The sequence below is a fragment of the Luteimonas sp. A534 genome, assembly GCF_054072805.1.
On the sequence record NZ_JBSVRR010000001.1, the window covers coordinates 358,170 to 384,408 of the forward strand.

Sequence of the window (26,239 nt, forward strand, 5' to 3'; positions counted from 1 at the left end):
GGCTGTCTCAGGGTTTCACGGCATGGCGCTTCCGCGCCGGGAGGGCGGTCCGCACTGCATGGTTGAAGCGCGTGGCGAGGGCCTCGAATTGGCCTGGATCGTCTGCAGGCGGTCGAGCACGCGCACGTAGGCGTCGACCACGCGATCGAGCAGCCTCGCGTCGCGGAAGATGTCGAAGGCCGCGGCGGCGTCGATCTTCGGCGGCTTCGTACCCGGCGCGGTGGTCCACTCGCGGAAGGCCGCGGTGAGGCGGTCGGAGAGGCAGTCGTTGCCGCCGGCACTCAGGCACACCAGGTCGAACGGATTGTTGGCCACGCGGTCGCCGATGCGGTCGACTTCGCGTGCGCTGAAGAGGGTGGCGGCCAGCGCGCCGGGCTTGCCGATGATCATGCTGAAGCCGTTGATCCGGCGTGCGCTCTGCCGCGCAAGGTTGAGGTAGAGCGGGGTGCTGAACCAGGAATCGCCCCAGTAGAGGATGGCCGGGTGCATCTCGAGGAACTTCTCGACGTTCCGCCGCTGCCTGCTGCCTTGGGGGCCGATCGCCTTGCGCCAGAGTTCCCAGCTGGTGACCCATGACATGTGGTCGCTCATCGCTCCCCCTCCTGGACCTCAGCCCCGGGCCCGGTATCGGGTCAACGGGCGCGCGGAAGCGGATCGGCCAGATTGCAACGAAGCTCGCCGGAACCGGGCATGCGCGGGGGGCGCCGTTGCAGACCGCCGGTATGATGGGCGGCAGACCCGACGGCGAACCCCACCATGGCCAAGGCCAACCCCCTCCAGGAACAACTTCTCAAGGCCGGACTCGTGAAGAAGTCCAAGGTCGCCGAAGTCGCGCGCCAGCAGAACAAGGCGCGCCACGGGAAGGCGCCGGTCGAGGCCAACGAGATCCAGCTGGAGGCCGAGCGCGCGCGCATCGAGAAGGCCGAGCGCGACCGTGCGCTCGAGGCGGAGCGCAAGGCGCAGGCGCGCGTCGCCGAGCTCCATGCGCAGGCGCGGCAGATCATCAAGGACAAGAAGCTGCCGATCCTTGGCGAGAGCGAGTACCGCTTCACCGCTGACGGCGCCATCCGCGCGCTGCTGGTCAATGAGGAGCTGCGCAAGATGCTGGCGTCGGGGGCGGTGGTGATCGTGCGGTTGGGCGAGCGCTATGAGCTGCTGCCGCGCGCGGCGGCGGAGAAGGTGCGCGAGCGGGATGCGGACATGATCGTGCTGGATCACGGGCAGGCGGCGGGGAGTGCGCCTGAAGCGGCCACGTCCGAGGACGATGCGTACTACGCGCAGTTCCAGGTGCCGGATGATCTGGTTTGGTAAGGGGCGCCAGCTGCGATCGCATTCCTTGGAAACTCTCCAGCGCTTCCAGCCGGCTTGCGGGCAGGTCGATGATCGGGCGCTGCGGATAGTCCCCCATCCCCGTTCGATCAGCCGCCGATGCCTCTGGCTGGTTCCGCAACCGGAGGCAGTTGCGGAACCAGACCAGGGCTGTCGGAATGGCCAAGTCGAAGCCGAGCCTCAGCGGCGGTTCCGTACAACTTGCGGGTGTACAGATCAGGTGGATGTGTTCGACCGCGACCTGTCGGTGGCGATCGCCACGCTGCCGGTGCCGGTGCTGGTAGCGCGCGTGGTGGCGCCGCTGCTGCGCGAAGTGGGCGTGCGCTGGGCCGATGGCCGCCTGGCGAACGCGCGCTATCTCGTCGAGGCCTTGGGCGTTGCTCGCGTGCGGGCGGTGACCGACCCGGAAGCGCTCGCGCGCATGCGACAGCGCCCACGGGCCCATCGCGTCGGAATCACGAACCCGACGCTAGCGTGAAGCCCCCGAAGGAGATCGGCATGACCGAATGGTTGTTGTCCGGGCTTGGCGAGCGCTTTCCCCGTGCGTTCTACCGCCGCCACCCGGTTGAAGTCGCCCCCGAACTGTTGAACGCGATCCTGGTGCGCGCTGATGGCCGTGCCGGTCGCATCGTCGAGGTCGAGGCCTACGCGGGCACCGAGGACCCGGCGGCGCACTCCTTCCGCGGACGCACCGCGCGCAACGCGACGATGTTCGGCGAGCCCGGTCATCTGTACGTCTACTTCACCTATGGCCTGCACTGGGGCAGCAATGCAGTGTGCGGCGAAGTGGGCGAGGGCACCGGCGTGCTGCTGCGCGCGCTGGAGCCGCTGCACGGCCTGGACATCATGCGTCCGCTGCGCCCGAAAGCGCGCCGCGATCGCGACCTGGCCAGTGGGCCCGGAAAACTGTCACAGGCGATGGGCATCACCGGCGAACTCGACGGCGCGGACCTGGTGAGCGGGGATCGCGGCATCGCCATTGTCTCGGATGGCACGCCGCCGCCCACGGCGCCTGTCATCGGGCCGCGCGTCGGCATCACGCGCGCGGTCGAACTGCCCTGGCGCTGGCATGTGCCGGGGCATGCGCACGTCTCGGGTCCGCGGCGACGGGGCTGACCTGACCGGCGCACGACGCGAAGCTCACCGGTCCGGGCGCAGGGTGGGCGCTCCCCACTTCCCCAGGAGTCGCCGATGCGAGCACTCACCTACCAGGGCGCGCGCGATGTGCGCGTCGAGACCATGCCCGATCCTTCGCTGGTGGCCGCGGACGACATCATCCTGCGCGTCACCGCCACCGCGATCTGCGGCTCGGACCTGCACATCTACCGCGGCAAGATCCCGGCGATGGAGGATGGCGACATCCTGGGCCACGAGTTCATGGGCGTGGTGGAGGAGGCGGGACCGGCGGTCACGCGGGTGAAGGTGGGCGACCGGGTGGTGATCCCCTTCGTCATCGCCTGCGGCACGTGCTTCCACTGCCTGCTCAGCGAGTACGCCTGCTGCGAGACCACCAACACGGGGCGCGGCGCGATCATGAATGCGAAGTCGATCAAGCCGCCGGCGGCGCTGTTCGGCTACAGCCATCTGTACGGCGGCATTCCGGGTGGGCAGGCGGAGCTGGTGCGCGTGCCGCAGGGCAACGTCGGCCCGCTGGTGGTGCCCGATGTGCTGTCCGATGACCAAGTGCTGTTCCTGTCCGACATCCTGCCCACCGGTTACCAGGCCGCGATCAATGCGGGGGTGGAGCCGGGCTCCACGCTGGCGATCTTCGGCGCTGGTCCGGTCGGGCTGATGACGGCGGCCTGCGCACGCATGCTGGGCGCGGAGACGATTTTCATGATCGACGAGAACGCGCATCGCCTGGACTTCGCGCGGGCGACCTACGGGGTCATCCCGATCAACTTCGACGAGGTCGACGATCCGGCGGAGGCGATCATCGAGGCCACCGCCGGGCGCGGCGTGGATGCCACCGTCGAGGCCGTTGGATTCGAGGCCAAGGGCAGCGTCACCGAGACGGTGCTCACCAATCTCAAGCTGGAAGGCTCCAGCGGCAAGGCCATCCGCCAGTGCATCGCAGCCACGCGCCGCGGCGGCACGGTGAGCGTGCCGGGGGTGTATGCGGGCTTCATCCACGGCTTCCTGTTCGGCGACGCCTTCGACAAGGGCCTGACATTCAAGATGGGCCAGACGCACGTTCAGCGCTTCATGCCTGAGCTGCTGGAGGCGATCGGCGAAGGCCGGCTGGCGCCGGAGGTGATCATTTCGCACCGCATGAAGCTGGCCGACGCGGCCAAGGGCTACGAGATGTTCAACGCCCAGGAAGATGACTGCAGGAAGATCGTCCTGACGCCCTGACGGGCCCGGAAAATTCACGTGCGGTAGACGGATTTCGCGCGATTTTTCACCCGGGCCTATCGCCCTGCGGCGTAGCGTCCACCGCTCCCCCAACCACCGAGGCAATCCCCCATGGCTGTCAAAACGATGGAAGAACTTTTCGTCCACGAGCTTTCGGACATCTACAGTGCCGAGAAGCAGATGAGCAAGGCGCTGCCGCGACTGGCGAAGAACTCCGAGTCCGAGAAGCTCGCTGGTGCATTCGAGGCCCATCTGGAGGAAACGCTGGGCCAGATCGAGCGGATCGACCAGGTCGCCGAGATGCTGGGCATCAAGCTCAAGCGCATCAAGTGCGCGGCCATGGAGGGCCTGGTCGAAGAGAGCAAGGAGACCATCGACGAAGTCGAAGCCGGCCCCGTGCGCGATGCCGCGCTGATCGGCGGCGCGCAGAAGGCCGAGCACTACGAGATCGCCGCCTACGGCACGCTGTGCGCGTTGGCGAAGCAGCTGGGCTACACGGACGCGATCCCGCTGCTGCAGGCGACGCTGGAGGAAGAGAAGGCGACCGACGAGAAGCTCACGATGATCGCCGAAGGTGGTGGCAACCAGAAGGCCGCGAAACAGGCGGCATGAGCTGGCGCTGTTGCAGGAGCAGCTATGGCTGCTCCTGCAGCGTCAGTCCTTCGCCCAGCGCGCCAGGTTTTGCTTGATGCGTCCGATGTCGGCCCACGGATCCTTGCGCCGGCGCTTCAGCGTGGCGGGGACGTCGCGGATGGTGAAGGCGTCCGCGCGCTGGAGCTTGCCCAGGCTCTCCCACGTGATCGGCATCGCCACAGGCGCGCCATCGCGCGCGCGCAGCGAATACGAGGCCACGGCGGTCGCGCCGCGGCCGTTGCGCAGGTAGTCGATGAAGATGCGCTTGTTGCGGCGGCTCTTGGTGGCGGTCGCGACGAAGCGGTCAGGCTGCGAGTTCGCCAGCGTGTCGGCGAAGCCGTGCGCGAAGCGTTTGGTCAGGTCCCAGTCGCAGCCGGGGTTCAAGGGCACCACCACGTGCAGGCCCTTGCCGCCGGTGACGCGCAGGAATGACTCCAGCTCCATCTGCTGCAGCAGCTTGCGGATGTCGCGCGCTGCCTGCTTCACCTGGGCGAAGGGCACATCGGGGCCGGGATCTAGGTCGAACACGACGCGGTCGGCGACGTCCGGATTGGCCGCCTGCGAACCCCAGGGATGGAATTCCAGCGAGTTGAACTGCACCAGTTCGAGGAGGCTGGCTTCGTCTTCGACCACCAGGTAGTGCGCGTTGGTGCCGCTCTCCTCCTTCAGCCGCACCGACGACACCAGTTCGAGGCCGGCGGTGTGGTGCTTCTGGAAGAAGCAGGCCTTCGCCGTGCCGGAGGGGCAGCGGATGATCGACAGCGGGCGGCCGATGATTTCCGGCAGCAGGTGGTCCATGACGGCGGTGTAGTAGTCGAAGACGTCCTGCTTGGTGGCGCGGATGTCGGGGAAGAGGATCTTGGTGGGGCTGGAGAGGGTGGGGGGGTCGCGCTTGGCGGCTGTCTTGGGGGTGTTCTTGCCGCTCGTGTCCTTGGTGGTCTTGCCTGGCTTGGCGGTGGCTTTGGTGGTCGATCTGGATTTGGGCATTTTGGCGGTACCAATCGCAGCTATAGCTGCTCCCACAGGAATGGTTGCTCCCACAGGGGAGGGGGTAGTGGGGGAGGAATCGCTGTCGGCGAGGTCGGCGATGTCCTTGTCGCGGCGGACGGCCTTGAGGGAGGGCTGGCGCAGGAGCTGCTGGCGGCCGATGCCGCGGTAGAAGACTTCGACCACGAAACGCGGTGCGAACCAAGTGGCGCTGCGCAGGTCGGTGTCCTGCGTGGGGACGTAGGCGCTGGGGGTCTTGCTGCCGCCCTTGCCGAGCATCTTCGTGACTTCGGCCATCAGCGCGTCGGTGAAGCCGCTGCCCACGCGACCGACATAGAGCCAGCCGTGCTTGGGATCGGGCTTCGCCAGCAGCAGCGAACCGAATCCAGCGCGGCTGCCCTTGGGCGCGGTGTAGCCGACCACCGCGAACTCGTCGCTGGCCAGCAGTTTGGTCTTGCGCCAGTCGTCGCTGCGGCCGCCGTGGTAGGGGCGGTCCATCCGCTTGGAGATGATGCCTTCGAAACGGGTGTCTCCGGCGAGCTTGAACGCGGCGTCGCCATCGCCTGCGATGTGCGAGCTGTAGGCGAGGTGGCCGGGCACGCCTGCAAGCAGCTCCTGCAGCAGGGCCTTGCGTTCGATCAGCGGTGCGGCGGCCACGTCGACGCCATCGATATGCAGCAGGTCGAACAGCGCCAGTGCGAGCGTGCCCTGGCGCTCGCCGGACAGGGTGGCCTGCAGGAGGTTGAAGTCCTCCTTGCTGCCGCTGCCGGCGATGAGTTCACCGTCCAGCGCGCCGGACTCCAGGCCCAGCGCCGCGATGGCGTCGCGGATTTCAGGAATCCTGTCTGTCCACTCGAGCGCGTTGCGCGACCACAGCTGCACCTGGCCGCCGGCAATCGTGGCGAGGATGCGGTAGCCGTCCCACTTCAGTTCGTGCAGCCACTGCTCGCCCTTGGGCGGGGATTTGCCGAGCTTGGCCAGCTGCGGTTCGAAGGGGCCGGTGGGTGCCTTGCCGCGACGGGCGCCGGTCAGGGCCATCGCTTTCTTCGCCCAGTCCTTGCGCCGGCGGCGGCCGGGTGCGGGGGCGGTGGTGAGCTTCTTCTTGACCGACTTGCCGGCGCCGGCACGCTTGAGGTCGGCCGCGGGCGGCGCGGCGACGTCGGCCAGCAGGTCATCGGCCTCGAGCGTGCCCGCATAGGCGTCCTTGTCCTTGAACAGCAGCCACTGCGGCTGGCGCGCGGGCTTGCCGGAGCGCACCAGGTGCCAGCCACCCTTGAGCTTGCCGCCGAACAGTTCGAAGCGCAGGTGTCCCTTCGCCAGCTGCGCTTCCGGGTCGCCGTCGGTGGACCAGACGCCGTGGTCGAAGCGCGCGACGTGGCCGCCGCCGTATTGGCCTTTGGGGATCTCGCCCTCGAAGGCGGCGTAGTCGACCGGGTGGTCTTCGACCTCGACCGCCATCCGCTTTACCGACGGGTCGTAGCTCGGTCCCTTCGGTACCGCCCAGCTCTTGAGGGCGTCACCGACCTGGAGGCGGAAATCGTAGTGGCGGCGGCTGGCGTGGTGCAACTGCACGACGAAGATCGCGCGACGGCCGCGTGGCAGCGGTTTGCCCGGCTCCGGTTCGCGGGTCCGGTCGAAGCTGCGCTTGCGCCGGTAGTCGACGAGGCTCATGCGCGCAATGTGTGGCTGCCGCCGTGGTGCCGCCGTGATCGCGCCCGGGGCAGGCTGGATGGCGCGGTATCATTCCAGCTTTCCCCGGAGCCACGCACATGAAAGTCCTGGTCACCGGCACTGCCGGATTCATCGGCAGCCACGTCGCGCTCAAGCTGCTGGCGCGCGGCGACGAGGTCATCGGCTTCGACAGCCTCAACGACTACTACGACGTCAACCTGAAGAAGGCGCGCCTGGCCCGCTTCATGGACCAGCCGGGCTACACGCACGTTCAGGCCGACCTGTCCGACCGTGCGGCGGTGGAAGCCGTGTTCGCGCGCCACAAGCCTGACCGGGTAGTGCACTTGGCGGCGCAGGCAGGCGTGCGCTACGCGGCCGAGAACCCGCATGTGTACGTATCGAGCAACGTCACCGGCACGCTGCACATCCTGGAAGGCTGCCGCCACCACGGCGTGCAGCACCTGGTGTTCGCGTCGACCAGCTCCGTGTACGGCGCCAACCTGGCGATGCCGTTCAACGAGCATCAGGGCACCGAGCACCCGCTGACCCTGTACGCGGCCACCAAGAAGGCCAACGAGATGATGGCGCACAGCTACGCGCACCTCTATGGCATCCCGTGCACCGGCCTGCGTTTCTTCACCGTCTACGGCCCGTGGGGACGGCCGGACATGGCGCTGTTCCTGTTCACGAAGGCGATCCTGGCCGGCGAACCGATCAAGGTCTTCAACCACGGCCACCACCGCCGCAGCTTCACCTATGTCGACGACATCGTGGAAGGCGTGGTGCGGGCGCTCGATCGCGTGCCGGCCGCCGACCCTGCCTGGGACGGCCAGGCCCCCGATCCGGGCACCAGCGGCGTGGCGCCGTACCGGATCTACAACATCGGCAACGAAGAGCCGGTGGAGCTGCTGCGCTACATCGAAGTGCTGGAGCAGTGCCTGGGCAAGAAGGCGGTCATGGAACTGCTGCCCCTGCAGGCCGGCGACGTGCCCGATACCGAGGCCGATGTGTCGGCCCTGGTCCAGGACGTCGGTTACCGGCCGTCGGTGGGAGTGGAAGAGGGCGTCGCCAACTTCGTCCAGTGGTATCGCGACTACTACCGGTAAGTCGCTTCTGACGCGTGGCGGTAATTGCTCCCGCGCGCTGCGTCAGCAGGCTGCATCAGCGAGCTCGCTGCATTGCAGCAAAAGCACAGAATAACGCCTGTGCCGCCGCTGTCACCTTGCGTATGCACGTAGCGTGGCAGGGTGTGCCCTCACGGCGCGCGCCGTCCGGTTTGCCAGACGGTCACAAACAGTTGGTACGTTGTTTGCTTGGAAGACTCGCGACCGGTCGCGCGCGTCCCGCCGACTGCCGCGGGAACGAATGGAGTCGTATGGAGTTGTTGCTGGAAATAGGTGTGTTTCATGCGGTGCTCGCGGCCGGACTGGCGTGGGCCGTGCTGAAGCTCCTGCATCCGTGGGCGCGGCGCCTGAACCTGCTCGACTTCCCCCAGGGCCGCAAGGACCACGCGCATCCGACGCCGATCATCGGTGGCCTGGCGATGGTGGTCGGCTTCCTGGTGGTGATGGGCCTGGCCGTGCCGGGACACGCGCCTGCAACGATGCTGTCGTTCACCGTCGCTTCGTTGCTGCTGGTGGGCGTGGGCCTGTACGACGACCGCTATGACCTGCGCTGGTACTGGCGCGTGGTGGCCCAGGTAGTCGCCGCACTGATCATGATCTACGGCGCCGACGTGCGCATCGAGAACCTCGGCGGCGCGTTTGGTATGGGCGACCTGGGCTGGATCTCGGTGCCGTTCACCGTGTTCGCCACGGTGGGCATCATCAACGCCATCAACATGGTCGACGGCGCCGATGGCCTTGCGGGTTCGCTGGTTGCAGCCTGTCTTGCGATGCTGGCCGCTGCCGCGCTGTACGCCGGCAACCCGTCGCTGGCCCGCATCTCGCTGGTGGTCGCCGGCGTGGTGTTCGCCTTCCTGCTCTACAACATGCGCTTCCCGTGGCAGCAGCGGGCCAAGACCTTCATGGGCAATGCCGGCAGCGCCTGGCTTGGCCTGGTGGTGGCGTGGGTGGTGTTCCGCCTGACCCAGAACTCCGGACACCCCGTGAATCCCGTGCTCGCGCTGTGGCTGATCCCGATCCCCGTCATGGATTGCCTGGTGCTGACCGTGCGTCGCACCCGCGAAGGCCGCTCACCGTTCTCGGCCGGTCGTGACCATATCCACCACTTCATGCAGGACGCGGGTTTCGGCCCCACGCAGTGCGCCGTCGCGCTGGCGATCTTCAGCCTGTGCACCGGCCTGGTCACCGGCCAGCTGATGCGCATGGACGTGCCCAACAGCCTGATCCTCGTGGGCTTCCTGGCGCTGTGCGTGGGCTGGTATGCGCTCAGCTCCAATCGCGCGCGCACCCTGCGTTTCTTCGCGGCCATCCGCGCGCTGCCCGTGTTCCCCGCCGTGCGGACACCCGCCCCGCGCGCTGCTGCGGCCCAAGGCGGCGGCGATGCCGCCGATGCCGCCCCGCAGGAGGGCCCGTCCACCGGATCCGGCAGCGGGTCGGCCGACGACGACGAAGAGCGCCCGCGTTTACGCGACGTCGCCTGAGCGTACGAGCGGGGCTTGAAGCCCCGACGCACATGCCCGGGTGGCGGAATCGGTAGACGCAGGGGACTTAAAATCCCCGGGCCGCAAGGCCATCGTGGGTTCGAATCCCACCCCGGGCACCACAGCTTTGCATCCAACCCGTGCGGCGGCCCGATACCGAGGCCGCTGCAACCCGCTTCGTGCGTTTGACCGGGATGCGTGCCTGCAACCAGGCCGCACCACCGGCCCGGGTGGCGAAACCAGGTATACGCAGGAGACTTAAAATCTTCCGGCCGCAAGGCCATGTGGGTTCGATTCCCACCCCGGGCACCACTCGCATTCGCGGCGCGACTGGCTGCCTGGATGCGGTGTGTGTGTGATCATTGGCTCCGCGCCGCCCGGGCGCGTGACCGCCTGTTGTGATCGATGACCTACCGCCATTCCGCCTGGTTTGCCTGCATCGTCGCCACGCTCGCTGGCATCGCGCTCGCGCTCACGGTGTCGTGGCACTGGTGGTGGCTTGCGGTTGTGGCCGGGGCGCTTTCGCTGCTGGGCCTGGCCGATGTCATGCAGCGCACCAGCACGCTGCGGCAGCTGTATCCGGTGCTGGCGCACTTCCGCTACGGGCTGGAGTCGGTGGGGCCTGAAATCCGCCAGTACTTCCTCGAGCGCGATACCGAGGAAGTGCCGTTCTCGCGCGAGCAGCGGGCGCTTGTGTACCAGCGCGCCAAGCGCGAGCAGGACACGGTGCCGTTCGGCACGATCCACGATGTCTACGGCAAGGACTACGAGTGGATCAACCACTCGCTGGTGCCCACGCACCTGGCCGACCATGACTTCCGGATCCGCATAGGCGAGGAGGGCAGTGCGCCCTATGACGCCAGCGTGTTCAATATTTCGGCGATGAGCTTCGGCTCGCTCTCGGCCAACGCCATCCGGGCGCTCAACCTGGGCGCGAAGCGCGGTGGCTTTTATCACGACACGGGCGAGGGCTCGATCTCGAGCTACCACCGCGAACACGGCGGCGACCTGGTGTGGGAGGTCGGTTCGGGCTACTTCGGTTGCCGCGATGCGGAAGGGCGCTTCGATCCGGAGCGCTTCGCGGCCAATACCGCCGACCCACAGGTGAAGATGATCGAGATCAAGCTGTCGCAGGGCGCCAAGCCCGGGCACGGCGGCATGCTCCCGGCGGCAAAGGTGACGGCGGAGATCGCGCTGGCGCGCGGGGTGCCGGTGGGCGTGGACTGCGTGTCGCCGGCGCAGCACTCGGCGTTCGGATCACCGATCGGGCTGCTTGAGTTCGTGGCCGCGCTGCGCCAGCTGGCCGGCGGTAAACCGGTGGGCTTCAAGCTGGCGATCGGCCATCCCTGGGAGTGGTTCGGGGTGGCGAAGGCCATGCGCGAGACCGGGATCCTGCCGGACTTCATCGTGGTCGACGGGGCTGAAGGCGGGACGGGCGCGTCACCGGTGGAGTTCATGAACCACATCGGCGTGCCCATGAACGAGGCGCTGATGCTGGTCCACAACACCCTGGTGGGCGTGGACCTGCGCGACCGCGTTCGCGTGGCCGCGGCGGGCAAGATCACCAGCGCATTCGACCTCGCGCGCACCATGGCGATGGGCGCGGACTTCTGCAACGCGGGCCGCGCCTTCATGTTCGCGCTGGGCTGCATCCAGGCGCGCAGCTGCCACAACGACCTGTGTCCGACCGGCATCGCTACCCAGGATCCGCGCCGCTGGAAGCACCTGGACGTGGAGGCCAAGGCCGACCGCGTGGCCCACTACCACCGCAACACGCTGGTGGCGTTCCGCGACCTGCTGTGCGCGGCGGGCCTGTCGTCGCCGGCCGAGCTGGGTCCCGAGCACATCGTGCGCCGGATATCCGAGATGCACGTGAGCTCGCTGGCCAATGTCTACCAGTTCCTGCAGAAGGGCGAGCTCCTGGCCGGCGTGCCGGAACGGCATGCGGTGTTCAAGAACTACTGGGAAATGTCGCGCCCCGACACCTTCGCGCCACCGCCGAGCGTGCTTGAGATGCGGATGTCAAAGAGCCACTGAGCCGCGCCGCTCTTGTGGGAGCCGCTATAGCGGCGATCAACGCCGCAGCAGCGCCGATAACAACAGGCCACGCAACACCTCGCCATCGCAGCTATAGCTGCTCCTACAACGGCGTGCCGGAATCTTCCATCCGGTTGACGATTGCCGTGGCGGTGAGGTCTGCGCTGACGTTGCCGACCGTCGAGAACATGTCGGGGATGTTGTCCACCGCCAGCAGCAGCCCGAGCGGCTCCACCGGCAGTCCCATCGCCTGTGTCACGGGCAGGTTGTTGGTCATGAAGCTGACCTGCCCGGGCAGGCCCACCGAACCCATGCTGATCAGCGCCGAGAGCACGATGGCGGTGGCGATCAGCACGCCGCCCAGCTCGATGCCGTACATCCAGGAAATGAAGCTCACCACGCCGATGTACTGGACGGGGCTGGTGATGCGGAACAGCGACACCGCCATCGGCAGCACCAGCGCGGTCACGTGCAGCGGGTAGCCCAGGCGGGTGCGCGCGCAGTCGATCATGGCGGGCAGCGAGGCCAGCGAGGACTGGGTGCTGCCGGCGATCACCTGCGCCGGGAAGATGCCGACCATGAAGCGGCGCACGGGCTCCTTCGCGGCAAGCCGCGCCACGCCGTACAGCAACACGGTGACCATGATGTACAGGGTGCACAGCAGCAGCACGTACCAGCCCAGGGCACCGAGCACCGCGAGTCCCACGCGCGCGCAGACCGCGAGCACCAGGGCGAACACGCCCAGCGGCGCCGCCCACAGCACCCAGCGCACGACCACGATCATGGTGTCGGCGATGCCCTGCACGAGTTCCAGCAGGCGCGTGCGGCGTTCGGCATCGATGCGCGTGACGGCGAAGCCGAAGAACAGCGAGAACACCACCAGCGGGAGCATGGCGTTCGCTGCCGCCGCCGCCAGCGCATTGCTGGGAATCACGGTGGTGATCCATTCGCCGAACGAGGGCGCGCGGCCGATGACGGTCGCGTCGGCGCCGATGGCGAGGCGGAAGCCGTCGACCAGCGCCTGGTCGCGCGGCACCAGCGACAGCAGGCCCGGCGCCATGAAGGCGGTGAACGTGCCCGACGCGATCAACAGCACCGCGAACACAGCCATTGCCCGGCGCGCGGTGCGGCCCGAGGCCGCGGCGTCGGTGGCGGCGTTGACGCCCAGCACCACCAGCGCCGCCACCAACGGCACCACGGTCATCTGCAGCGCGTTGAGCCAGAGCCGGCCGATCGGCTGCACGAGGTCGGCGGCGCGGGCACCGAGCACCGGATCGGTGTATGAGAGCAGGAGGCCGACAATGGCGCCAAGCGCGAGGGCGATCAGCACGCGGGCGGCGTTGGAGATGCGGAGCATGCTCAGTGGTTCCCGCCGGGCGATGCGGCAATCGCCGCTATAGCGGCTCCCACAAAAGCATGGGCTCCCACAAAAGCCGGGGTTCCTGCAGTTGCGTGGTTTGTGGGAGCGGCTATAGCCGCGATCAACCTTGCGGGGACATAACGTTGGTATTCGCTCATGCCCGCATCATCACTCGATCGGCGCCGCATTTTCCACCAGCATCCGCAGGTGGGCCTCGTCCTCGCACAGCAGCAGGAACACCAGGTCCAGCAAGTGCTGCAGTGCGGCCTGGTAGAGCAGCAGCTCCACCTGCGGCCGCGGGTCGTGGGCGCTCACCAGCAGCGCGATGTCGGCATGCGCGCGCAGGGCGTTCGCGGTGTGGCGGGTAATCGTGACCACGTGGCCGCCACGCTTCCGGAACAGGCGCGCGGTGTGGCACAGCGCTGCCTCCTGCCCGTGCTCGCACAGCACCAGCAGCACGTCGCCGGGCGCGGTGGACGAGGTGCCCACGGCCATCAGCGCCGGGTCGAAGAGGTGGATGGCGGTGCGGCCGATCAGCGCCAGCTTGATCGCGATCGCGCGTGCGTAGAGGCCGTCGTGGGCGACGCCGATGGCGTAGACCTTGCCCGCGGCGCGGATCGCCTCGGCCACCGCGGCGATGTCGGTATGTGCGTTGAGCGCCCGGGTGACCATGACCGCCTCGCCCTTGGCCCGCCACAGGGACTCCGCGAGCAGGGCGCCCGGGTCGTCGCCGCGATCGGCTTCGGTGGTTTCGGCGTCGTCGCCGTTGGCGGATTCGCTCCGCGCCAGCGATTCGCCGATGGAGAACTTCAGGTCCGGATAGCCCTTGAAGCCGAGCTTCTGGCTGAACTTCACCACGCTCGACTGGCTGATCCCGAGCGCATTGGCCAGCTGCTGCGAGGAGTAGTCGCGCAGCAGGTGGGCGTTCTCGATCATGAAGTCGGCGATGCGCCGCTCGATGGCGGACATCCGGTCGCGCTCCCCTCTGATCTTCGCCAGCGGCGGCATGGCGCGGTCAGCCTGCCGCCAGCGGCTCGAGTCCGCGGACGGAGCGGATGCCCAGCCCCGGCGCATCGGAGATCGCAATCTCGGACTCGTTGAATTCCACGCCGCCCTCGACCGGATCGAAGGTGCACAGCGAAGGTCCGTCAAGATCGACCTTCGTGATGATGCCGGCCTTGGCCACCGCCAGGTGCACCGCGGCGGCGACGCTGATCGCGGACTCGATCATGCAGCCGATCATGCACTCCACGCCGTGCACGGCGGCGATGTCGGCGATGCGCACGGCGTTGGAGATGCCGCCGGTCTTCATCAGCTTGATGTTGATGATGTCGGCGGCGCGGCGCTGGATCAGGTCGATCACTTCGGCCGGGCCGAACACGCTTTCATCCGCCATCACCGGCGTGTGCACGCGCTCGGTGACGTACTTCAGGCCTTCGATGTCGCGCGCGGGCACCGGCTGCTCGAGCAGTTCGAGGTGGATGCCGGCGTCTTCCAGCGCGTGGATGGCGAACACGGCCTGCTTCGGCGTCCAGCCCTGGTTGGCGTCGAGGCGGAGCAGGGCGCGGCCGTCGACCGCGGCGTGGATCGCCTTGACGCGCTCGATGTCCAGGCCGATGTCCTTGCCGACCTTGATCTTCAGCGATTCGAAGCCGCGGTCCACCGCCGCCAGCGAGTCGGCCACCATCTTGTCGATGTAGTCGACGCTGATGGTGAGGTCGGTGGTGACCACGGGATCGCCGCCGCCGCCGAGCATGCGGTAGAGCGGGGCGCCATAGAGCTGTGCCCACAGGTCGTACAGCGCGATCTCGACCGCGGCCTTGGCGCTGGTGTTGCGCTCCATCGCGCCCTGCACCAGCTGCACGTTGCGGTTGAGGTCGGCGATGTCGCGCCCGATCAGCCGCGGGCCGATGACCTTGCCGATGGCTTCGATGATCGAGCCGTGCGTATCGCCGGTGATGACTGCGGTGGGCGCGGCCTCGCCGTAGCCGATGCGGCCGTCGTCGGTGCGGATCATCACCACGATATCTTCGACGGTATCGACGGTGCGCAGCGCGGTCTTGAACGGCGTTTTCAGCGGGACCCGCAGCATGCCGAGCCGGATGTCGGTGATTTTCATGGACGTGTGGGCTCGCTCAGGGGCGGATGCGCTGGATGCTGGTGAGGCGGTCGATCGTGGGCGTGGCCGCGTTGCTCATCATCGGCACGACCGGCGTCACCACCACGCCGTTGAGATGCAGGCGTACGAGCTCGTCGGCGCCTTCGGGCTTCCAGCTCATGCCGCTGGTGTCGTGGATGACGAAGGGCTCGCCGTCGACGTGGCCGATCACCATCATCACGTGGCCCGGCATGTAGACCAGATCGCCGGGGCGCGCTTCACGCAGTGCGTGCAGGCGGGATTCGTGACTGTCGCCAGCAGCGAAGGGCAGCCGGTTGAGCGCCGGACTGACCGCCTGCGCGCTGGTATTGCGCGGAATCAGCACGCCAAAGCTGCGGTAGATCTCGGACGCGAAGCCGCTGCAGTCGCGGGCGTTGTACGAATGCCCCCAGCCATAGCGCTCGCCGAGGAACTTGAAGGCCTGGCGGATGATATTGGCTTCGGTCAGCGGCAGGTAGTTACTGGCGACGTCGGCCGAGCGCGGCAGCAGCGCGGGTGCGAACGACAGCGCGCCGTCCTCGCCGCGCACCGGCAGCTCGATCACGTGCGCGGCCGCGGCCAGCTGGCCGTTGACCTCGTCCATCGCCGGCCAGTCGGCCAGCACGGGCACGCGCACGCCCATTTCCAGCTGCACGTCGGAAACGCCGGGATTCTCGGGCGTGTAGGCGGTGCGCGCGGTGGCGCCGGTCACCACCAGGAAGGGCGCGCGCCGGCCCCATTCGAAGATCGCGTCTTTGTCGCCCTCGGCCACGTACTGCTTTTCGATCCACGCCGCATAGCGCTGGCTGACGACGAAGTACCAAGCGCCGTCGCGGCTTTCGTGCACGACCACCACCGGGTCGCCGGGGAACAGCGCGCTTTCCTGGAAGCGGTCGATGTCGGTGTCGCCGGCGGAGTGGAACACGCGCAGGCGGGTGGGGAAGGCGCGCAGGTCGGCGCGGCGGACGACCATGCCGTAACGCGCCGCTTGGCTGTCAGGCACAGCGTCGAGCGCGAGGTTCGCCTGGATGCGTTCGAGGTCGCCCTGGGTGACGGGCTTGCCGTGCACGTCGAAACGCTCGCGCTCCGACAGCGCGGACAGTGATTCGATCCAGCCGCGCACCCGTGCGCCATCGATCCGGGCAGGCAGCGCCTCGAGGCCATGGATGGACGCATCTTCGGCATGCATGCGCGCGTTCTGCGCCGCGATCTGCGCGGGCGTGAGGATTACCCGGTCAGGCTCAGCGAACGCGGCGATCCAGTGATCGGGCGTGAGGTGGGCTTCCGCAAGACCGGGAACGGCAAGCGGTGGCGGCGTTGGAGCGGGCTCGCGCGCGGCCGCGGAGGCCGGCAGTGCAAGCAACAGGCTGAAGAGCAGAGCCGTGAATCGCATGGATCGTCCCCTTCCCGGCAGTTCGATGCGGGAAACCATCATGGAATACATCATTCAAGGAAATCAATCGAAAAGAATAAATTATTGACGCTCCATGAAGGCCATGTTACACAGCCCTCAGCAGCACCCCCGGGGCGAGGAGAGACGCTTCTGTGATCGCCGCACGCAAATCCGACCTGAAGGCGCAAAGCGCTGGCCCACGCCGAACGCCACCCGCGTTCGCACGCGCCATCGCCCGCGTTCTTGCAGGAGCCGCTTTTGTTGGAACCGCTTTTGTGGGAGCCGCTATAGCGGCGACATCTCCTACGCCGGTCATGGCTGTTCCGGCATCCGGAGAAAAGCTCGCGGCTATAGCGGCTCCCACAGGAGATGTAGCGGCTCCCACAGAAGGGGATATCGGCGCGGCCGCCATCGACATCGGCGCGCGCCTGGCTGCGCCGGAGGCGATCGTGCAGCTGGTGGATGCCGGTGACTTCAAGGCTGCGGATGCGGCGATCACTGCGGCGCTCGAGGATGCATCGCTGTCGTCGGACCAGCGCATGGGACTGGAGTTCCAGCGCGAGCGCATGCGCCGGATCCTGATGGATTTCCGACTTGACGAAGCGGGCGCCAAGGCGCGCCTGCGCCGCGATATCCCGGACATGACCGACGCCGAGTTCGCGCGCTGGGATGCCGCGGGCCTGGTCGAGGCGCGCGTGATCGATGGCGAGCGCCGCTGGTTCAACCGCGGGCCGTCCAACCTCTATCGGCTGAGCGAGGAGGCGCGTGGGCGCCGGTCCACGCCGCTGAAGTTTTACGACAGTCCGCTGGAAGCCGCGCACCCGCACCATGTCGAGGTGCGCGAGGCCGCGCTGGCCACCGGCGAGCACGCGGTGGCGCCGCGACGGGTGCGGGTGACACAGTCGCTGACGGTGAAGCCCGACGCGGTGCCGGCCGGGGAGACCGTGCGCGCATGGCTGCCGTTCCCGCGCGCGATCCCCGGGCAGCAGGAAGACATCCAGCTACAGGCGACGGTGCCCGCGAGCCACCAGCTCGCGCCCGCATCCACGCTGCAGCGCACCGTCCACATGGAAGCGCCCGCGGTGGCGGGCGAGCCCACCGAGTTTTCGGTCACCTACGAACTCACGATCAAGGCGCAGTACGTCGATATCGACCCCGAGCGCGTGGTGCCTGCAGGGATCACCCCGGAGCTTGCGCCCTACGTGGCCGAGCGCGCGCCGCATGTGTTGTTCAGCGATGCGATGCGCCTGAAGTCGGCGCAGGTCGTTGGGGACGAAACCAATCCTTATCGGATCGCGCAAAAGCTGTTCGCCGCCGTCGACTCGATTCCCTGGGCCGGCGCCCGCGAGTACTCGACCATCACCAACATTGGCGAGCACGCGCTCGAGCAGGGCCACGCCGACTGCGGGCAGCAGACCCTGCTGCTGATCACCCTGCTGCGCATGAACGGCATTCCCGCGCGCTGGCAGTCCGGGTGGATCTTCTCCGACGGCGAATACAACAACATGCACGACTGGGGCTGGCTGTACCTGGCCCCGTACGGCTGGGTGCCGATGGACGTCACCTTCGGGCGCCTGCCTGGCGCGGACGCCGGGATCGCCGGGTTCTACCTCGGCGGCATGGATGCCTACCGCATCGCCTTCAACGACGATTACTCACGCGAGTTCGTGCCGGCCAAGCGGCATTCGCGTTCGGAGACCGTCGACCTGCAGCGCGGCGAAGCGGAGTGGGAGGGAGGGAACCTGTACTTCGATCAATGGAGTTACGACTTCGAGTGGCAACTGCTGCCACCGGTCACGGATGAGAACGCCTGAGCCAACCATCAGCCAACACCTGTTCCGGGGAGAAATCGCAATGAAGGGCAGCCATACCAAGTTCCGCCGAGCCGCACTGTGTATCGCGTTGGGGGCGTGCCTGTCGGCGATGACGCCGGTGGTGATGGCGCAGAGCGCCACGGGCTCGGTGGCGGGCTATGCCAACGCCGGTGACCAGATCATGATCACGAACACCAGCACCGGACTGACCCGCACCGTGACGGCGGGATCGGATGGCAGCTACCGCCTCGGCCAGCTCCAGGTCGGTGATTACGACCTGCAGGTGATGCGGGGCAGCCAGGCGGTGGGTGATCCGATCAAGGTCAGCGTGTCGCTGGGCGGCACCACCACGGTCAACGTCGGCAGCGAAGGCGGCGTGGCCAACCTGGCCGCGGTGACCGTGATCGGCGAGCGCGTGGTGAACCGCGTGGACGTGCGCTCCACCGAAACCGCCACCAACGTGACCCGCGAGGAGATCCTGCGGCTCCCCGTCGACCAGAGCCTCAGCTCGGTCGCACTGCTCGCGCCGGGCGTCATGGGCGGCAACTCGTCGTTCGGCGGCATTTCCTTCGGTGGCTCGTCGATCGCCGAGAACTCGATCTTCATCAACGGCCTCAACGTCACGGATTTCTATCGCCGCCATGGCTACTCGACGGCGCCGTTCGCGTTCTACCGGGAGTTCCAGGTCAAGACCGGCGGCTACTCGGTGGAGTTCGGACGCAGCACCGGTGGCGTGATCAACGCCGTGACGCGCTCCGGCGGCAATGAGTTCCAGAGCGGCATGGAACTCACCTTCGAGCCCAGCGCGTGGCAGAGCAGCGGCGACGACCATTTCTACGCCGACGGCAGCGTGAACGTGCGCTCGAGCCACGACCGCAGCAGCTTCACCAAGGCCAACGTCTGGGCGTCCGGCCCGATCGTGAAGGACAGGCTCTTCATGTTCGCGATGTACGAGCAGCGCGAAAGCACCTCCGGCTTCACCAATGCGAGCGGCAGCAGCTGGAGCGAGCGCGATGGCAGTAACGGCTTCTGGGGCGCGAAGGTCGACTGGAACCTGTCCAACGACCACCTGCTGGAGCTCCTCGCGTTCTCCGACGAGGGCGATTCGGACACGCTGCTCTACAACTACGACTTCGACACGCGCGAGGTCGACGCCGCCGCGCCCACCCTGTCCAACACGTCGAACGGCGGCAAGAGCGGATCGCTCACCTACACCGGGCACTTCGGCGAGAACTTCACCGCCAAGGCCATGTACGGCATCAATCGCAGCACGAGCTTCCTGCGTTCCCCCCAGGACGCGCTCTGCAGCTGGGTCTCCTACAACAATGCCTCCTACGGCGAAGTCTTCCGGGGCATGGGCAGTCCACCGCTCGGCTGCCATCCCGGCTCCAACGTGGTCTCGCACGAGGACGAGCGCAAGGCCATGCGCCTGGACTTCGAGTGGACGCTGGGCGACCACCTGCTGCGCTTCGGCTGGGATGACGAGCTGATGACCACCGACCGGGTGACCTTCTACCCGGGCGACGGCGTGCAGTACGTCGCGTACGGCCGGACCAGTCCCACCCAGGTGCTCGACAACGGCACCCCCCTTCCGGTGGGCGTGGACGCCTTCCTGATGGCGCGCGAACGCGCGGACGGCGGCGTCTTCGACATCGAGGCCAGCGCCTACTACCTGGAGGATGTCTGGAGCGTCACGCCGAACCTGCTGATCAACCTCGGCCTGCGCGTGGACACCTTCGACAACAAGACCGCGGCCGGCGACAGCTTCATCAAGATGGATGACCTGGTCTCGCCGCGGTTCGGTTTCTCCTGGGACGTGAAGGGCGACGGCACCACCAAGTTCTTCGGCAACCTTGGCCGGTACTACATGCCGGTCACCAGCATCATCAGCTACAACTTCGCCGGTGGCCTGCTCGACGAGCGTACGTTCTACGAGCTGCAAGGCTGGAGCCCCGCGATCAACCCGGTGACGGGTGCCGACTACATGGCGCCGATCATCGGGCCGCAGATCGGCCCGGTGGACGACCAGTTCAACATCAGTGTCCGCGACTACCGCCAGAGCGTGGACCGCGACATCGACGCGGTGTACCAGGACGAGGCCATCCTGGGCTTCCAGTCCATGATCAACCAGGCCTGGTCGTGGGGCGTCAACGCCACCTACCGGCGCATGCCCAACGCGCTCGACGACGTCCGCATCAACGCGCTGTGCGGCGTGCGGCACGGCACCTTGTGGCCGATCGCGAACCCGGGCGACCAGCTGACGCTCTGGGGCACCACCGACATGGGCTGCGCTCAGGATGGCTGGGTGACGATCGACACCTCGAAGGAGGGTTACATCACCGTCGGCAGCGACCGCGTCATCGGCTACTCCAAGCCGAAGCGTACCTACCAGGCGGTCGAGTTCCAGATCGACCGCGCCTGGGACGACAAGTGGGGCTTCAACGCGTCCTACACCTGGTCGAGGTCCGAGGGCAACCACGAAGGCCCAGTGAACTCCGACACCAACTACGGCGACACCGGCATGGTCCAGCACTGGGACCATCCGGCGAACAACGACCGTTATGGCGACCTGTTCAACGACCGCCGCCACCAGATCAAGATGCGCGGCAGCTACAAGTTCAACGAGATGTGGAGCGTGGGCGGCACGCTGACCGCCATGTCGGGCGGTCCGATCACGGCGTTCGGCGTCACCTGGCCCGACGAGGACTTCGCGGCGGCGAGCTTCACCAGCGAGGGCAGCGGCGGCGGTACCGGCTGGTTGTGCGTGGCCCGCTGCTCCGGCGAGGACGAGAACGGGGTTCCCTATACCTGGCGGGACCGCGTGTTCGAGCGCACCGAGCGCGGTGCCTTCGGCCGCATGCCGTGGACCTACAACGTCGGCGCGAACGTCACCTGGACCCTGCCGGTCGACAACATCGACCTGAAGGCCCGGCTGTCGGTGTTCAACCTGCTCAACGACCAGGAAGTGGTGAACGTGCGGGCCCGCTACGAGGGCAACCCGGGCGAGCGCCGCGACACCTTCGGCACCGGGACGCGCTGGCAGTCCCCGCGCTACACGCAACTGGTGGTCACGTGGAACTTCTGATGCCTGCGTCCGGGCATCGGTGATGATCGGGCGGACCGTCGCCGGCGCAGGCCGGCGGCGGTTTCGTCCGCTGCGGTGGAGTGGTGCAACGTGAATCCCAGGTCGGTCCCCTTCGCGGCCACGCTGTTGGCCGCTTTCTTTTGGCTCCCGGCAGCGGCGCCGGCCGCTCATCCGGCGTCGCCTGCGATCACCGCGGCGGTGGATGATGCGGTCGAGCGTTACGGTTTGCCGGGGATTGCCGTCGGCGTGGTGGGCGGCGGCGAAGTGCGGCAGGTGGAACTGCGCGGCGAGGCGGCCGCCGGGAGCGGCCAGCCGATCACCGGCGACGCGCTGTTCAAGGTGGCGTCCAACACCAAGGCGATGACCGCGGCGCTGCTCGCACGCCAGGTCGATGCCGGCCTGCTGGCCTGGGACGATCCGGTGGTGAAGCACCTGCCCGGCTTCCGCATGCACGAGGATTGGGTCACGCGCGAAATACAGGTGCGCGACTTGCTGGTCCACAACAGCGGCCTGGGCCCCGGTGCCGGCGACCTCATGCTGTGGCCCGAGCCCAACGCGTTCACCCGCGACGAAGTCATCGCGGGACTGGCGCACCTGAAGCCACTCTGGAGCTTCCGGTCGCGCTACGCCTACGACAACACCCTGTACATCGTGGCCGGCGAGGTGGCGGCCGCCGCGGGCGGCGCACCGTTCGACGTCCTGCTGCGGCGCGAAGTGTTCGAGCCGCTGGGGATGGTGGGCTGCCGCATCGGCGAGTGGCGCGTGGCGGAGGCCGGCCCCGTCGCGGCGCCGCACGCATGGCGCGACGGCGCCTGGGTGGCGCGCCCGGACGGCGACGTGGTCGCGGACATGCCGATGGCCGCAGCCGGCGGTGTGCGCTGCGGGCTCGGCGACATGCTGCGCTGGATGCAGGCTTGGCTTGACCCGGACACCCTCGGCGCCGACGGCAAGCCGTGGCTGTCACAGGCGCAGCGCGAGGCCGCCTGGACCGCGCACATGCCGATGCCGCTGTCGCGGCGCATGCGCGAGTGGAACCGCAGCCACTACTCGGCGTACGGCCTGGGCTGGCGCCTGAGCGATGTCGACGGCACCCAGAAGGTGGCCCACACGGGCACGCTGTCCGGGATGTATTCGGCGGTCACCCTGCTGCCGGAGCTGGGCGTCGGGTTCGTGATCCTCATCAATGCCGAGGCCGGCGACGCGCGCACGGTGCTCGAGCAGGCGCTGTCGAAGCAGTTCACCGCCGATGGCATTGGAAGAGATGGGGACACGCCTGGCGCAGCGTCGTCGGGCCTGGTGGAGCACTACGCCGGCCTGCTGGCCGCCGAGCGGGCCAGGGCCGCCGCTGCCACGGCCGACGCGGGCGATGTGCCGGCCACGGATCCCGTTCGCCGTCCTGCGACGGCCGTTGAAGCCGCAACCTGGCTCGGCCGCTATCGCGATCCCTGGTTCGGCGAGGCAACGGTCTGCATGGCCGGGGAGGGCGTGCGCTTCGAGTCCATGAAGTCGCCGCGCCTGTCCGGCCCCGTCCTCTTCGCTGGCGAGCGCCTGGTGGTGGATTTCGACACGCTCGGCAGCGATGCCGACGCCTGGATGGACTTCGCCGCCGGGACGGACGGGCGGGCGGTGCGGCTGGCCATGGCCAAGGTGGACCCGGACGCGGACTTCAGCTACGACTACGAAGACCTCGCGTTCGAGCGCATCGGCGACTGCGACTAAGGTCCATACCCGCCTGCGCACCGGTATGTGACAGGCCGCACGGGGTGCCGGAAGGCGCTCCGTTACCATGCTGCATGGCAGCATTACGGATCCGCTGCTTCCATGGAGAGGGAGCATGACGGATATTTCCGAGAGGGGCCGGTACAGCGTGGACGTCGAGGACGCTGCCACACGGCGCGCCGTGACGCTCGACCCGGGCGCCGAACCGGCGAATCCCCTTCCTTTCGACGTGGAAGCGCTCTGCGCCATCGTCGGCGACGAGCCGGCCGTGCTGCTGGAGATCGTCGCGTGCTTCGACACGGTGGCCACCGGCATGCGCGCGGAACTGCTGCGGGCGGCCGCGGATGCCGATGCCGCTGCGGCCGCCATGCTGGCGCACCGCTTGAAATCGTCTTCGCGTTCGGTCGGGGCCCTGCCGCTGGGTGCCCTGTGCGAGACGCTGGATGAGCACGGCGAGGCAGGGCGCAGCGACATGGTCGCGCCGCTGGTGGCGGAGGTTGTTGACGCAATGGACGCGGCGCTGGCCGCGATGCGCTGCTGGCGCGGGGCACAGACCCCCGCAGCGGTGCAGATGACGAGGTACGCGCTTTGAAGATCCTGGTAGTCGACGACGATGATTTCACCACCCGGCTGCTGCATATCCAGCTGCGGGCGATGGGCCTGAGGGACAGCGGCTTTTCAACCATCGAGCTCTGCTCGTGCGGCGAGGACGCGATCGGGCGCCTGTCCGCTGATCCGGGCGGATTCGGCCTGGTGTTCTGCGACCTGCGCATGCCGGGGATGGACGGCGTGGAGTTCGTGCGGCACCTCGCCGCGATGGGCTTCCGCGGCGCCCTGGTGCTGATCAGCGGGGCCGACCCGCGCGTGCTGCAGGCGGTCGAGCAGCTGGCGCGAGGTCAGGGCCTCGACGTGCTGGGCAGGCTGACCAAGCCGGTGCAGCCCGCCGAGCTGCGCACCCTGCTGCAGGCGCGCGGAGCGGCGGTTGTTCCGGCGCTGGAGGCCGGCGCGCCCGCGCCTCCGTTCTCCGCCTCCGACGCCGCGGCGCTCCAGGCCGCGATCACCGCCGGCGAGCTGTTCAACCTTTACCAACCCAAGGTCGACCTGCGCAGCGGCGAAGTGGTGGGCATCGAGGCGCTTGCCCGCTGGCAGCACCGCGCGCGCGGCATCGTCATGCCCGCCGAGTTCGTGCCCTTGGCCGAGGGCGTCGCGCTGGCGCTCCCACTTGCGCGCGTCGTGCTGGCCAACGCGCTGCACGATGCGCGCCGCTGGAGCGCCTCCGGACGATCGCTGGACGTCGCAGTGAACGTGTCCATGGCCAGCCTGGGCACGCTGGACTTCCCGGACCGCGTGGCCACGCTGGCGGCTGCCGCGGGGTTCCCGCTGGAGCGGCTGGTGCTGGAGCTCTCTGAAACCCGCCTGCCGGCGGAGGCGCACGCGCAGCTCGACATCATGACCAGGCTGCGGCTCAAGGGCGTGCGCCTTGCGATCGACGAATTCGGCACCGGCTTCTCCAACCTGGCGCAACTGCGCGACATGCCGTTCTCGGAACTGAAGATCGACCGTGGCTTCGTGCGCGGGGCGGCGGGGGATCCGTCGCGCCGCGCCATCGTGCAGGCCGCGCTCGCGCTCGCGCGCGAGCTGGACGTACAGGCGGTGGCGGAAGGCCTCGACGCCATCGAAGATCTTGCCTGCCTGCGCGCGCTGGGCTGCCACCTGGGCCAGGGCGCGTTGGTGGGGGAGCCGATGCCGGCTTCGGACATCGCCGCTTGGCTGGAAGCGTGGCCGGGCAGGCGGGACGGGCTGCTCGCCGCGTAGCAACGAAAAAGGCCACCCGCGAAGGTGGCCTTTTTCGTTGGATCTGGTGGGCGGTGCAGGGATCGAACCTGCGACCCTTGCCGTGTGAAGGCAATGCTCTACCGCTGAGCTAACCGCCCGGATTGGCCGCGCAGTATACAGCAGCCAGGCCGGGTCCCCGCAAGCCCCGGAACGCGTTTTTGCAGGCACCGGGCAGGCTTCCGGGCGCTTCACCCCCGTCTCACCGGGCGCCGCTTAGCGTCGGGAATCAGCTCCCCGACGCGAGGCGACCATGGCAAGACCGATCTGGACCGGGACCCTCAGCTTCGGGCTGCTGAACGTGCCGGTATCCCTGATGTCCGGCGAGCGCCGGACGGACATCAGCTTCCGCATGCTCGACTCTCGCGACAACAGCCCGGTGCGCTACGAGCGGGTCAATGCCGAGACCGGCGAGGAAGTGCCCTGGAAGGACATCGTCAAGGCCTTCGAGTACGACAAGGGCAGCTACGTCGTACTCGAACAGGACGACATCAAATCGGCGGCGCCCGAGAGCCACGAGACCGTTGAAGTGGAGGCCTTCGTCGATGCCGACGATATCCCCGCGCAGTATTACGAGAAGCCCTACATCCTGGTGCCGGCCAAGAAGGCGGAGAAGGGCTACGTACTGCTGCGCGAGACGCTGCGCGACACCGGGCGTGCAGGCATCGCGCGCGTGGTGGTGCGTACCCGCGAGTACCTGTGCGCGGTGCTGCCGCAGGGCGACGCCCTGGTGCTGATGCTGCTGCGCTATCCGCAGGAGCTGGTGGATCCCGCCGAGCATCGCCTGCCCGAGGGCGCGACCGGCGAGTACCGCATCAGCGAAAAGGAGCGCGAGATGGCGAAGCAGCTCATCGAGTCGATGAGCGGCGAGTGGGATCCGTCGGGCTACAAGGACGAGTTCCGCGAGCGACTGGAGAAGGTGATCCGCGAACGGATGAAGTCCCAGGGCGTGGTCGCCAAGCCCGATGACGACGACCACGACACCCCGGCGGATGCCGCCACCAACGTGGTCGACTTCATGGCGCTGCTGCAGGAGAGCATCAGCAGCAAGCGCCGCACGCCGGCGAAGAAGGGCGGCAAGCAGGCAGAGACGGCCGCGAAGAAAGTGGTGAAAAAGGTCGTGAAGAAGGCGGCGAAGAAGACTGCCGCGAAGGCCACGAAGAAAAAGACCGCCAAGGCGGCGAAGAGCGCATCTCGCAAGGCGGGTTGACGCGGGGGCGCGGAGCGCGCCGCGTCGGGTCATGCGCGCCCCCGGGTGGCGACGCGACGCCACCCGCACAC

Annotated in this window: 20 protein-coding genes, 3 tRNA genes and 1 pseudogene; 16 read left to right on the forward strand and 8 right to left on the reverse strand. The window is 68.0% G+C overall.

Annotated elements, in window-relative coordinates; all coding sequences use genetic code 11:
* Window positions 1–15 precede the first annotated feature (15 nt).
* Window positions 16–591 carry a hypothetical protein gene (locus tag ACW5F0_RS01640; RefSeq protein WP_456998898.1) on the reverse strand — a complete coding sequence of 192 codons (576 nt, stop codon included), beginning with the start codon at window positions 589–591 and terminating at the stop codon, window positions 16–18.
* A 165-nt stretch (window positions 592–756) separates the two neighbouring features.
* Between ACW5F0_RS01640 and ACW5F0_RS01645 the strand changes: the two genes are divergently transcribed.
* From ACW5F0_RS01645 to ACW5F0_RS01665, 5 genes are all read left to right on the forward strand, one after another.
* The gene (locus tag ACW5F0_RS01645; protein ID WP_456998899.1) at window positions 757–1,311 is read left to right on the forward strand and encodes a DUF2058 domain-containing protein; all 555 of its coding nucleotides are present in this window, start codon (window positions 757–759) and stop codon (window positions 1,309–1,311) included.
* A gap of 238 nt (window positions 1,312–1,549) precedes the next feature.
* Window positions 1,550–1,807 carry a hypothetical protein gene (locus tag ACW5F0_RS01650; RefSeq protein ID WP_456998900.1) on the forward strand — a complete coding sequence of 86 codons (258 nt, stop codon included), beginning with the start codon at window positions 1,550–1,552 and terminating at the stop codon, window positions 1,805–1,807.
* 20 nt (window positions 1,808–1,827) lie between these two features.
* Window positions 1,828–2,445 carry a DNA-3-methyladenine glycosylase gene (locus ACW5F0_RS01655; protein ID WP_456998901.1) on the forward strand — a complete coding sequence of 206 codons (618 nt, stop codon included), beginning with the start codon at window positions 1,828–1,830 and terminating at the stop codon, window positions 2,443–2,445.
* Between the two features lie 75 nt (window positions 2,446–2,520).
* Entirely contained in the window at window positions 2,521–3,684 is a 1,164-nt protein-coding gene (locus ACW5F0_RS01660; RefSeq protein WP_456964299.1) for a zinc-dependent alcohol dehydrogenase, read from the forward strand.
* Between the two features lie 111 nt (window positions 3,685–3,795).
* A complete protein-coding gene (locus tag ACW5F0_RS01665) occupies window positions 3,796–4,296 on the forward strand; it encodes a YciE/YciF ferroxidase family protein (protein ID WP_456964300.1) in 501 nt (166 codons plus the stop codon).
* A 42-nt stretch (window positions 4,297–4,338) separates the two neighbouring features.
* Here the strand turns inward: ACW5F0_RS01665 and ligD are convergent, their stop codons facing one another.
* Together ligD and ACW5F0_RS01675 are read right to left on the reverse strand one after the other, a co-directional pair.
* The gene (gene ligD / locus ACW5F0_RS01670) at window positions 4,339–6,342 is read right to left on the reverse strand and encodes a DNA ligase D (RefSeq protein ID WP_456999159.1); all 2,004 of its coding nucleotides are present in this window, start codon (window positions 6,340–6,342) and stop codon (window positions 4,339–4,341) included.
* 222 nt (window positions 6,343–6,564) lie between these two features.
* A pseudogene (locus tag ACW5F0_RS01675) lies at window positions 6,565–6,975 on the reverse strand (DNA polymerase ligase N-terminal domain-containing protein); the annotation flags it as partial.
* A 98-nt stretch (window positions 6,976–7,073) separates the two neighbouring features.
* Between ACW5F0_RS01675 and ACW5F0_RS01680 the strand changes: the two are divergent.
* The 5 genes from ACW5F0_RS01680 (at window position 7,074) to ACW5F0_RS01700 (ending at window position 11,617) form a co-directional block, all read left to right on the forward strand.
* A complete protein-coding gene (locus ACW5F0_RS01680; RefSeq protein WP_456964302.1) occupies window positions 7,074–8,081 on the forward strand; it encodes an NAD-dependent epimerase in 1,008 nt (335 codons plus the stop codon).
* 269 nt (window positions 8,082–8,350) lie between these two features.
* On the forward strand, window positions 8,351–9,580 hold the full coding sequence (locus ACW5F0_RS01685; protein WP_456998902.1) for an MraY family glycosyltransferase: 1,230 nt from the start codon (window positions 8,351–8,353) through the stop codon (window positions 9,578–9,580).
* Between the two features lie 34 nt (window positions 9,581–9,614).
* Window positions 9,615–9,702: transfer RNA gene (locus ACW5F0_RS01690), tRNA-Leu, on the forward strand.
* Window positions 9,703–9,804: 102 nt separating this feature from the next.
* Window positions 9,805–9,892, forward strand: a tRNA-Leu gene (locus tag ACW5F0_RS01695).
* 93 nt (window positions 9,893–9,985) lie between these two features.
* Window positions 9,986–11,617: an FMN-binding glutamate synthase family protein gene (locus ACW5F0_RS01700; protein ID WP_456964304.1), complete on the forward strand. Its 1,632-nt coding sequence runs from the start codon at window positions 9,986–9,988 to the stop codon at window positions 11,615–11,617.
* Between the two features lie 103 nt (window positions 11,618–11,720).
* On the opposite strand, the gene ACW5F0_RS01705 is transcribed toward ACW5F0_RS01700, so the two are convergent.
* The 4 genes from ACW5F0_RS01705 to ACW5F0_RS01720 form a co-directional block, all read right to left on the reverse strand.
* Window positions 11,721–12,974 (reverse strand): dicarboxylate/amino acid:cation symporter, encoded by a 1,254-nt coding sequence (locus tag ACW5F0_RS01705; protein ID WP_456998903.1) that lies wholly within the window; start codon window positions 12,972–12,974, stop codon window positions 11,721–11,723.
* Window positions 12,975–13,145: 171 nt separating this feature from the next.
* Window positions 13,146–13,985 (reverse strand): MurR/RpiR family transcriptional regulator, encoded by an 840-nt coding sequence (locus ACW5F0_RS01710; protein ID WP_456964306.1) that lies wholly within the window; start codon window positions 13,983–13,985, stop codon window positions 13,146–13,148.
* A gap of 7 nt (window positions 13,986–13,992) precedes the next feature.
* The gene (locus ACW5F0_RS01715; protein ID WP_456964307.1) at window positions 13,993–15,096 is read right to left on the reverse strand and encodes a dipeptide epimerase; all 1,104 of its coding nucleotides are present in this window, start codon (window positions 15,094–15,096) and stop codon (window positions 13,993–13,995) included.
* Between the two features lie 16 nt (window positions 15,097–15,112).
* Window positions 15,113–16,507 (reverse strand): C40 family peptidase, encoded by a 1,395-nt coding sequence (locus tag ACW5F0_RS01720; protein ID WP_456998904.1) that lies wholly within the window; start codon window positions 16,505–16,507, stop codon window positions 15,113–15,115.
* A 314-nt stretch (window positions 16,508–16,821) separates the two neighbouring features.
* Between ACW5F0_RS01720 and ACW5F0_RS01725 the strand changes: the two genes are divergently transcribed.
* The 5 genes from ACW5F0_RS01725 (at window position 16,822) to ACW5F0_RS01745 (ending at window position 24,940) form a co-directional block, all read left to right on the forward strand.
* Entirely contained in the window at window positions 16,822–18,321 is a 1,500-nt protein-coding gene (locus ACW5F0_RS01725; RefSeq protein WP_456998905.1) for a transglutaminase-like domain-containing protein, read from the forward strand.
* 40 nt (window positions 18,322–18,361) lie between these two features.
* A complete protein-coding gene (locus ACW5F0_RS01730; RefSeq protein ID WP_456998906.1) occupies window positions 18,362–21,406 on the forward strand; it encodes a TonB-dependent receptor in 3,045 nt (1,014 codons plus the stop codon).
* A 90-nt stretch (window positions 21,407–21,496) separates the two neighbouring features.
* A complete protein-coding gene (locus ACW5F0_RS01735) occupies window positions 21,497–23,125 on the forward strand; it encodes a serine hydrolase (protein ID WP_456998907.1) in 1,629 nt (542 codons plus the stop codon).
* Between the two features lie 115 nt (window positions 23,126–23,240).
* Window positions 23,241–23,717, forward strand: coding sequence for an Hpt domain-containing protein (locus tag ACW5F0_RS01740; protein WP_456998908.1), 477 nt, complete (start codon window positions 23,241–23,243; stop codon window positions 23,715–23,717).
* Entirely contained in the window at window positions 23,714–24,940 is a 1,227-nt protein-coding gene (locus ACW5F0_RS01745) for an EAL domain-containing response regulator (RefSeq protein ID WP_456998909.1), read from the forward strand. Before ACW5F0_RS01740 ends, ACW5F0_RS01745 begins: the two co-directional genes overlap by 4 nt.
* Before the next feature lie 44 nt (window positions 24,941–24,984).
* Here the strand turns inward: ACW5F0_RS01745 and ACW5F0_RS01750 are convergent.
* Window positions 24,985–25,059 (reverse strand) — tRNA-Val (locus tag ACW5F0_RS01750).
* 152 nt (window positions 25,060–25,211) lie between these two features.
* On the opposite strand from ACW5F0_RS01750, the gene ku reads away from it, so the two are divergent.
* Window positions 25,212–26,168, forward strand: coding sequence for a non-homologous end joining protein Ku (gene ku / locus ACW5F0_RS01755; RefSeq protein WP_456964314.1), 957 nt, complete (start codon window positions 25,212–25,214; stop codon window positions 26,166–26,168).
* Window positions 26,169–26,239: the final 71 nt, after the last annotated feature.

Excerpts from the sequence above, each read along its gene's own strand:
- ACW5F0_RS01665 (WP_456964300.1), top strand. The coding sequence starts at position 3,796 with ATGGCTGTCAAAACGATGGAAGAACTTTTCGTCCACGAGCTTTCGGAC.
- ACW5F0_RS01730 (WP_456998906.1), top strand. The coding sequence starts at position 18,362 with ATGAAGGGCAGCCATACCAAGTTCCGCCGAGCCGCACTGTGTATCGCG.
- ku (WP_456964314.1), top strand. The coding sequence starts at position 25,212 with ATGGCAAGACCGATCTGGACCGGGACCCTCAGCTTCGGGCTGCTGAAC.
- ACW5F0_RS01720 (WP_456998904.1), bottom strand. The coding sequence starts at position 16,507 with ATGCGATTCACGGCTCTGCTCTTCAGCCTGTTGCTTGCACTGCCGGCC.
- ACW5F0_RS01680 (WP_456964302.1), top strand. The coding sequence starts at position 7,074 with ATGAAAGTCCTGGTCACCGGCACTGCCGGATTCATCGGCAGCCACGTC.
- ACW5F0_RS01700 (WP_456964304.1), top strand. The coding sequence starts at position 9,986 with ATGACCTACCGCCATTCCGCCTGGTTTGCCTGCATCGTCGCCACGCTC.
- ACW5F0_RS01725 (WP_456998905.1), top strand. The coding sequence starts at position 16,822 with ATGGCTGTTCCGGCATCCGGAGAAAAGCTCGCGGCTATAGCGGCTCCC.
- ACW5F0_RS01655 (WP_456998901.1), top strand. The coding sequence starts at position 1,828 with ATGACCGAATGGTTGTTGTCCGGGCTTGGCGAGCGCTTTCCCCGTGCG.
- ACW5F0_RS01710 (WP_456964306.1), bottom strand. The coding sequence starts at position 13,985 with ATGCCGCCGCTGGCGAAGATCAGAGGGGAGCGCGACCGGATGTCCGCC.
- ACW5F0_RS01715 (WP_456964307.1), bottom strand. The coding sequence starts at position 15,096 with ATGAAAATCACCGACATCCGGCTCGGCATGCTGCGGGTCCCGCTGAAA.
- ACW5F0_RS01660 (WP_456964299.1), top strand. The coding sequence starts at position 2,521 with ATGCGAGCACTCACCTACCAGGGCGCGCGCGATGTGCGCGTCGAGACC.
- ACW5F0_RS01640 (WP_456998898.1), bottom strand. The coding sequence starts at position 591 with ATGAGCGACCACATGTCATGGGTCACCAGCTGGGAACTCTGGCGCAAG.
- ACW5F0_RS01705 (WP_456998903.1), bottom strand. The coding sequence starts at position 12,974 with ATGCTCCGCATCTCCAACGCCGCCCGCGTGCTGATCGCCCTCGCGCTT.
- ACW5F0_RS01685 (WP_456998902.1), top strand. The coding sequence starts at position 8,351 with ATGGAGTTGTTGCTGGAAATAGGTGTGTTTCATGCGGTGCTCGCGGCC.
- ligD (WP_456999159.1), bottom strand. The coding sequence starts at position 6,342 with ATGGCCCTGACCGGCGCCCGTCGCGGCAAGGCACCCACCGGCCCCTTC.
- ACW5F0_RS01740 (WP_456998908.1), top strand. The coding sequence starts at position 23,241 with ATGACGGATATTTCCGAGAGGGGCCGGTACAGCGTGGACGTCGAGGAC.
- ACW5F0_RS01645 (WP_456998899.1), top strand. The coding sequence starts at position 757 with ATGGCCAAGGCCAACCCCCTCCAGGAACAACTTCTCAAGGCCGGACTC.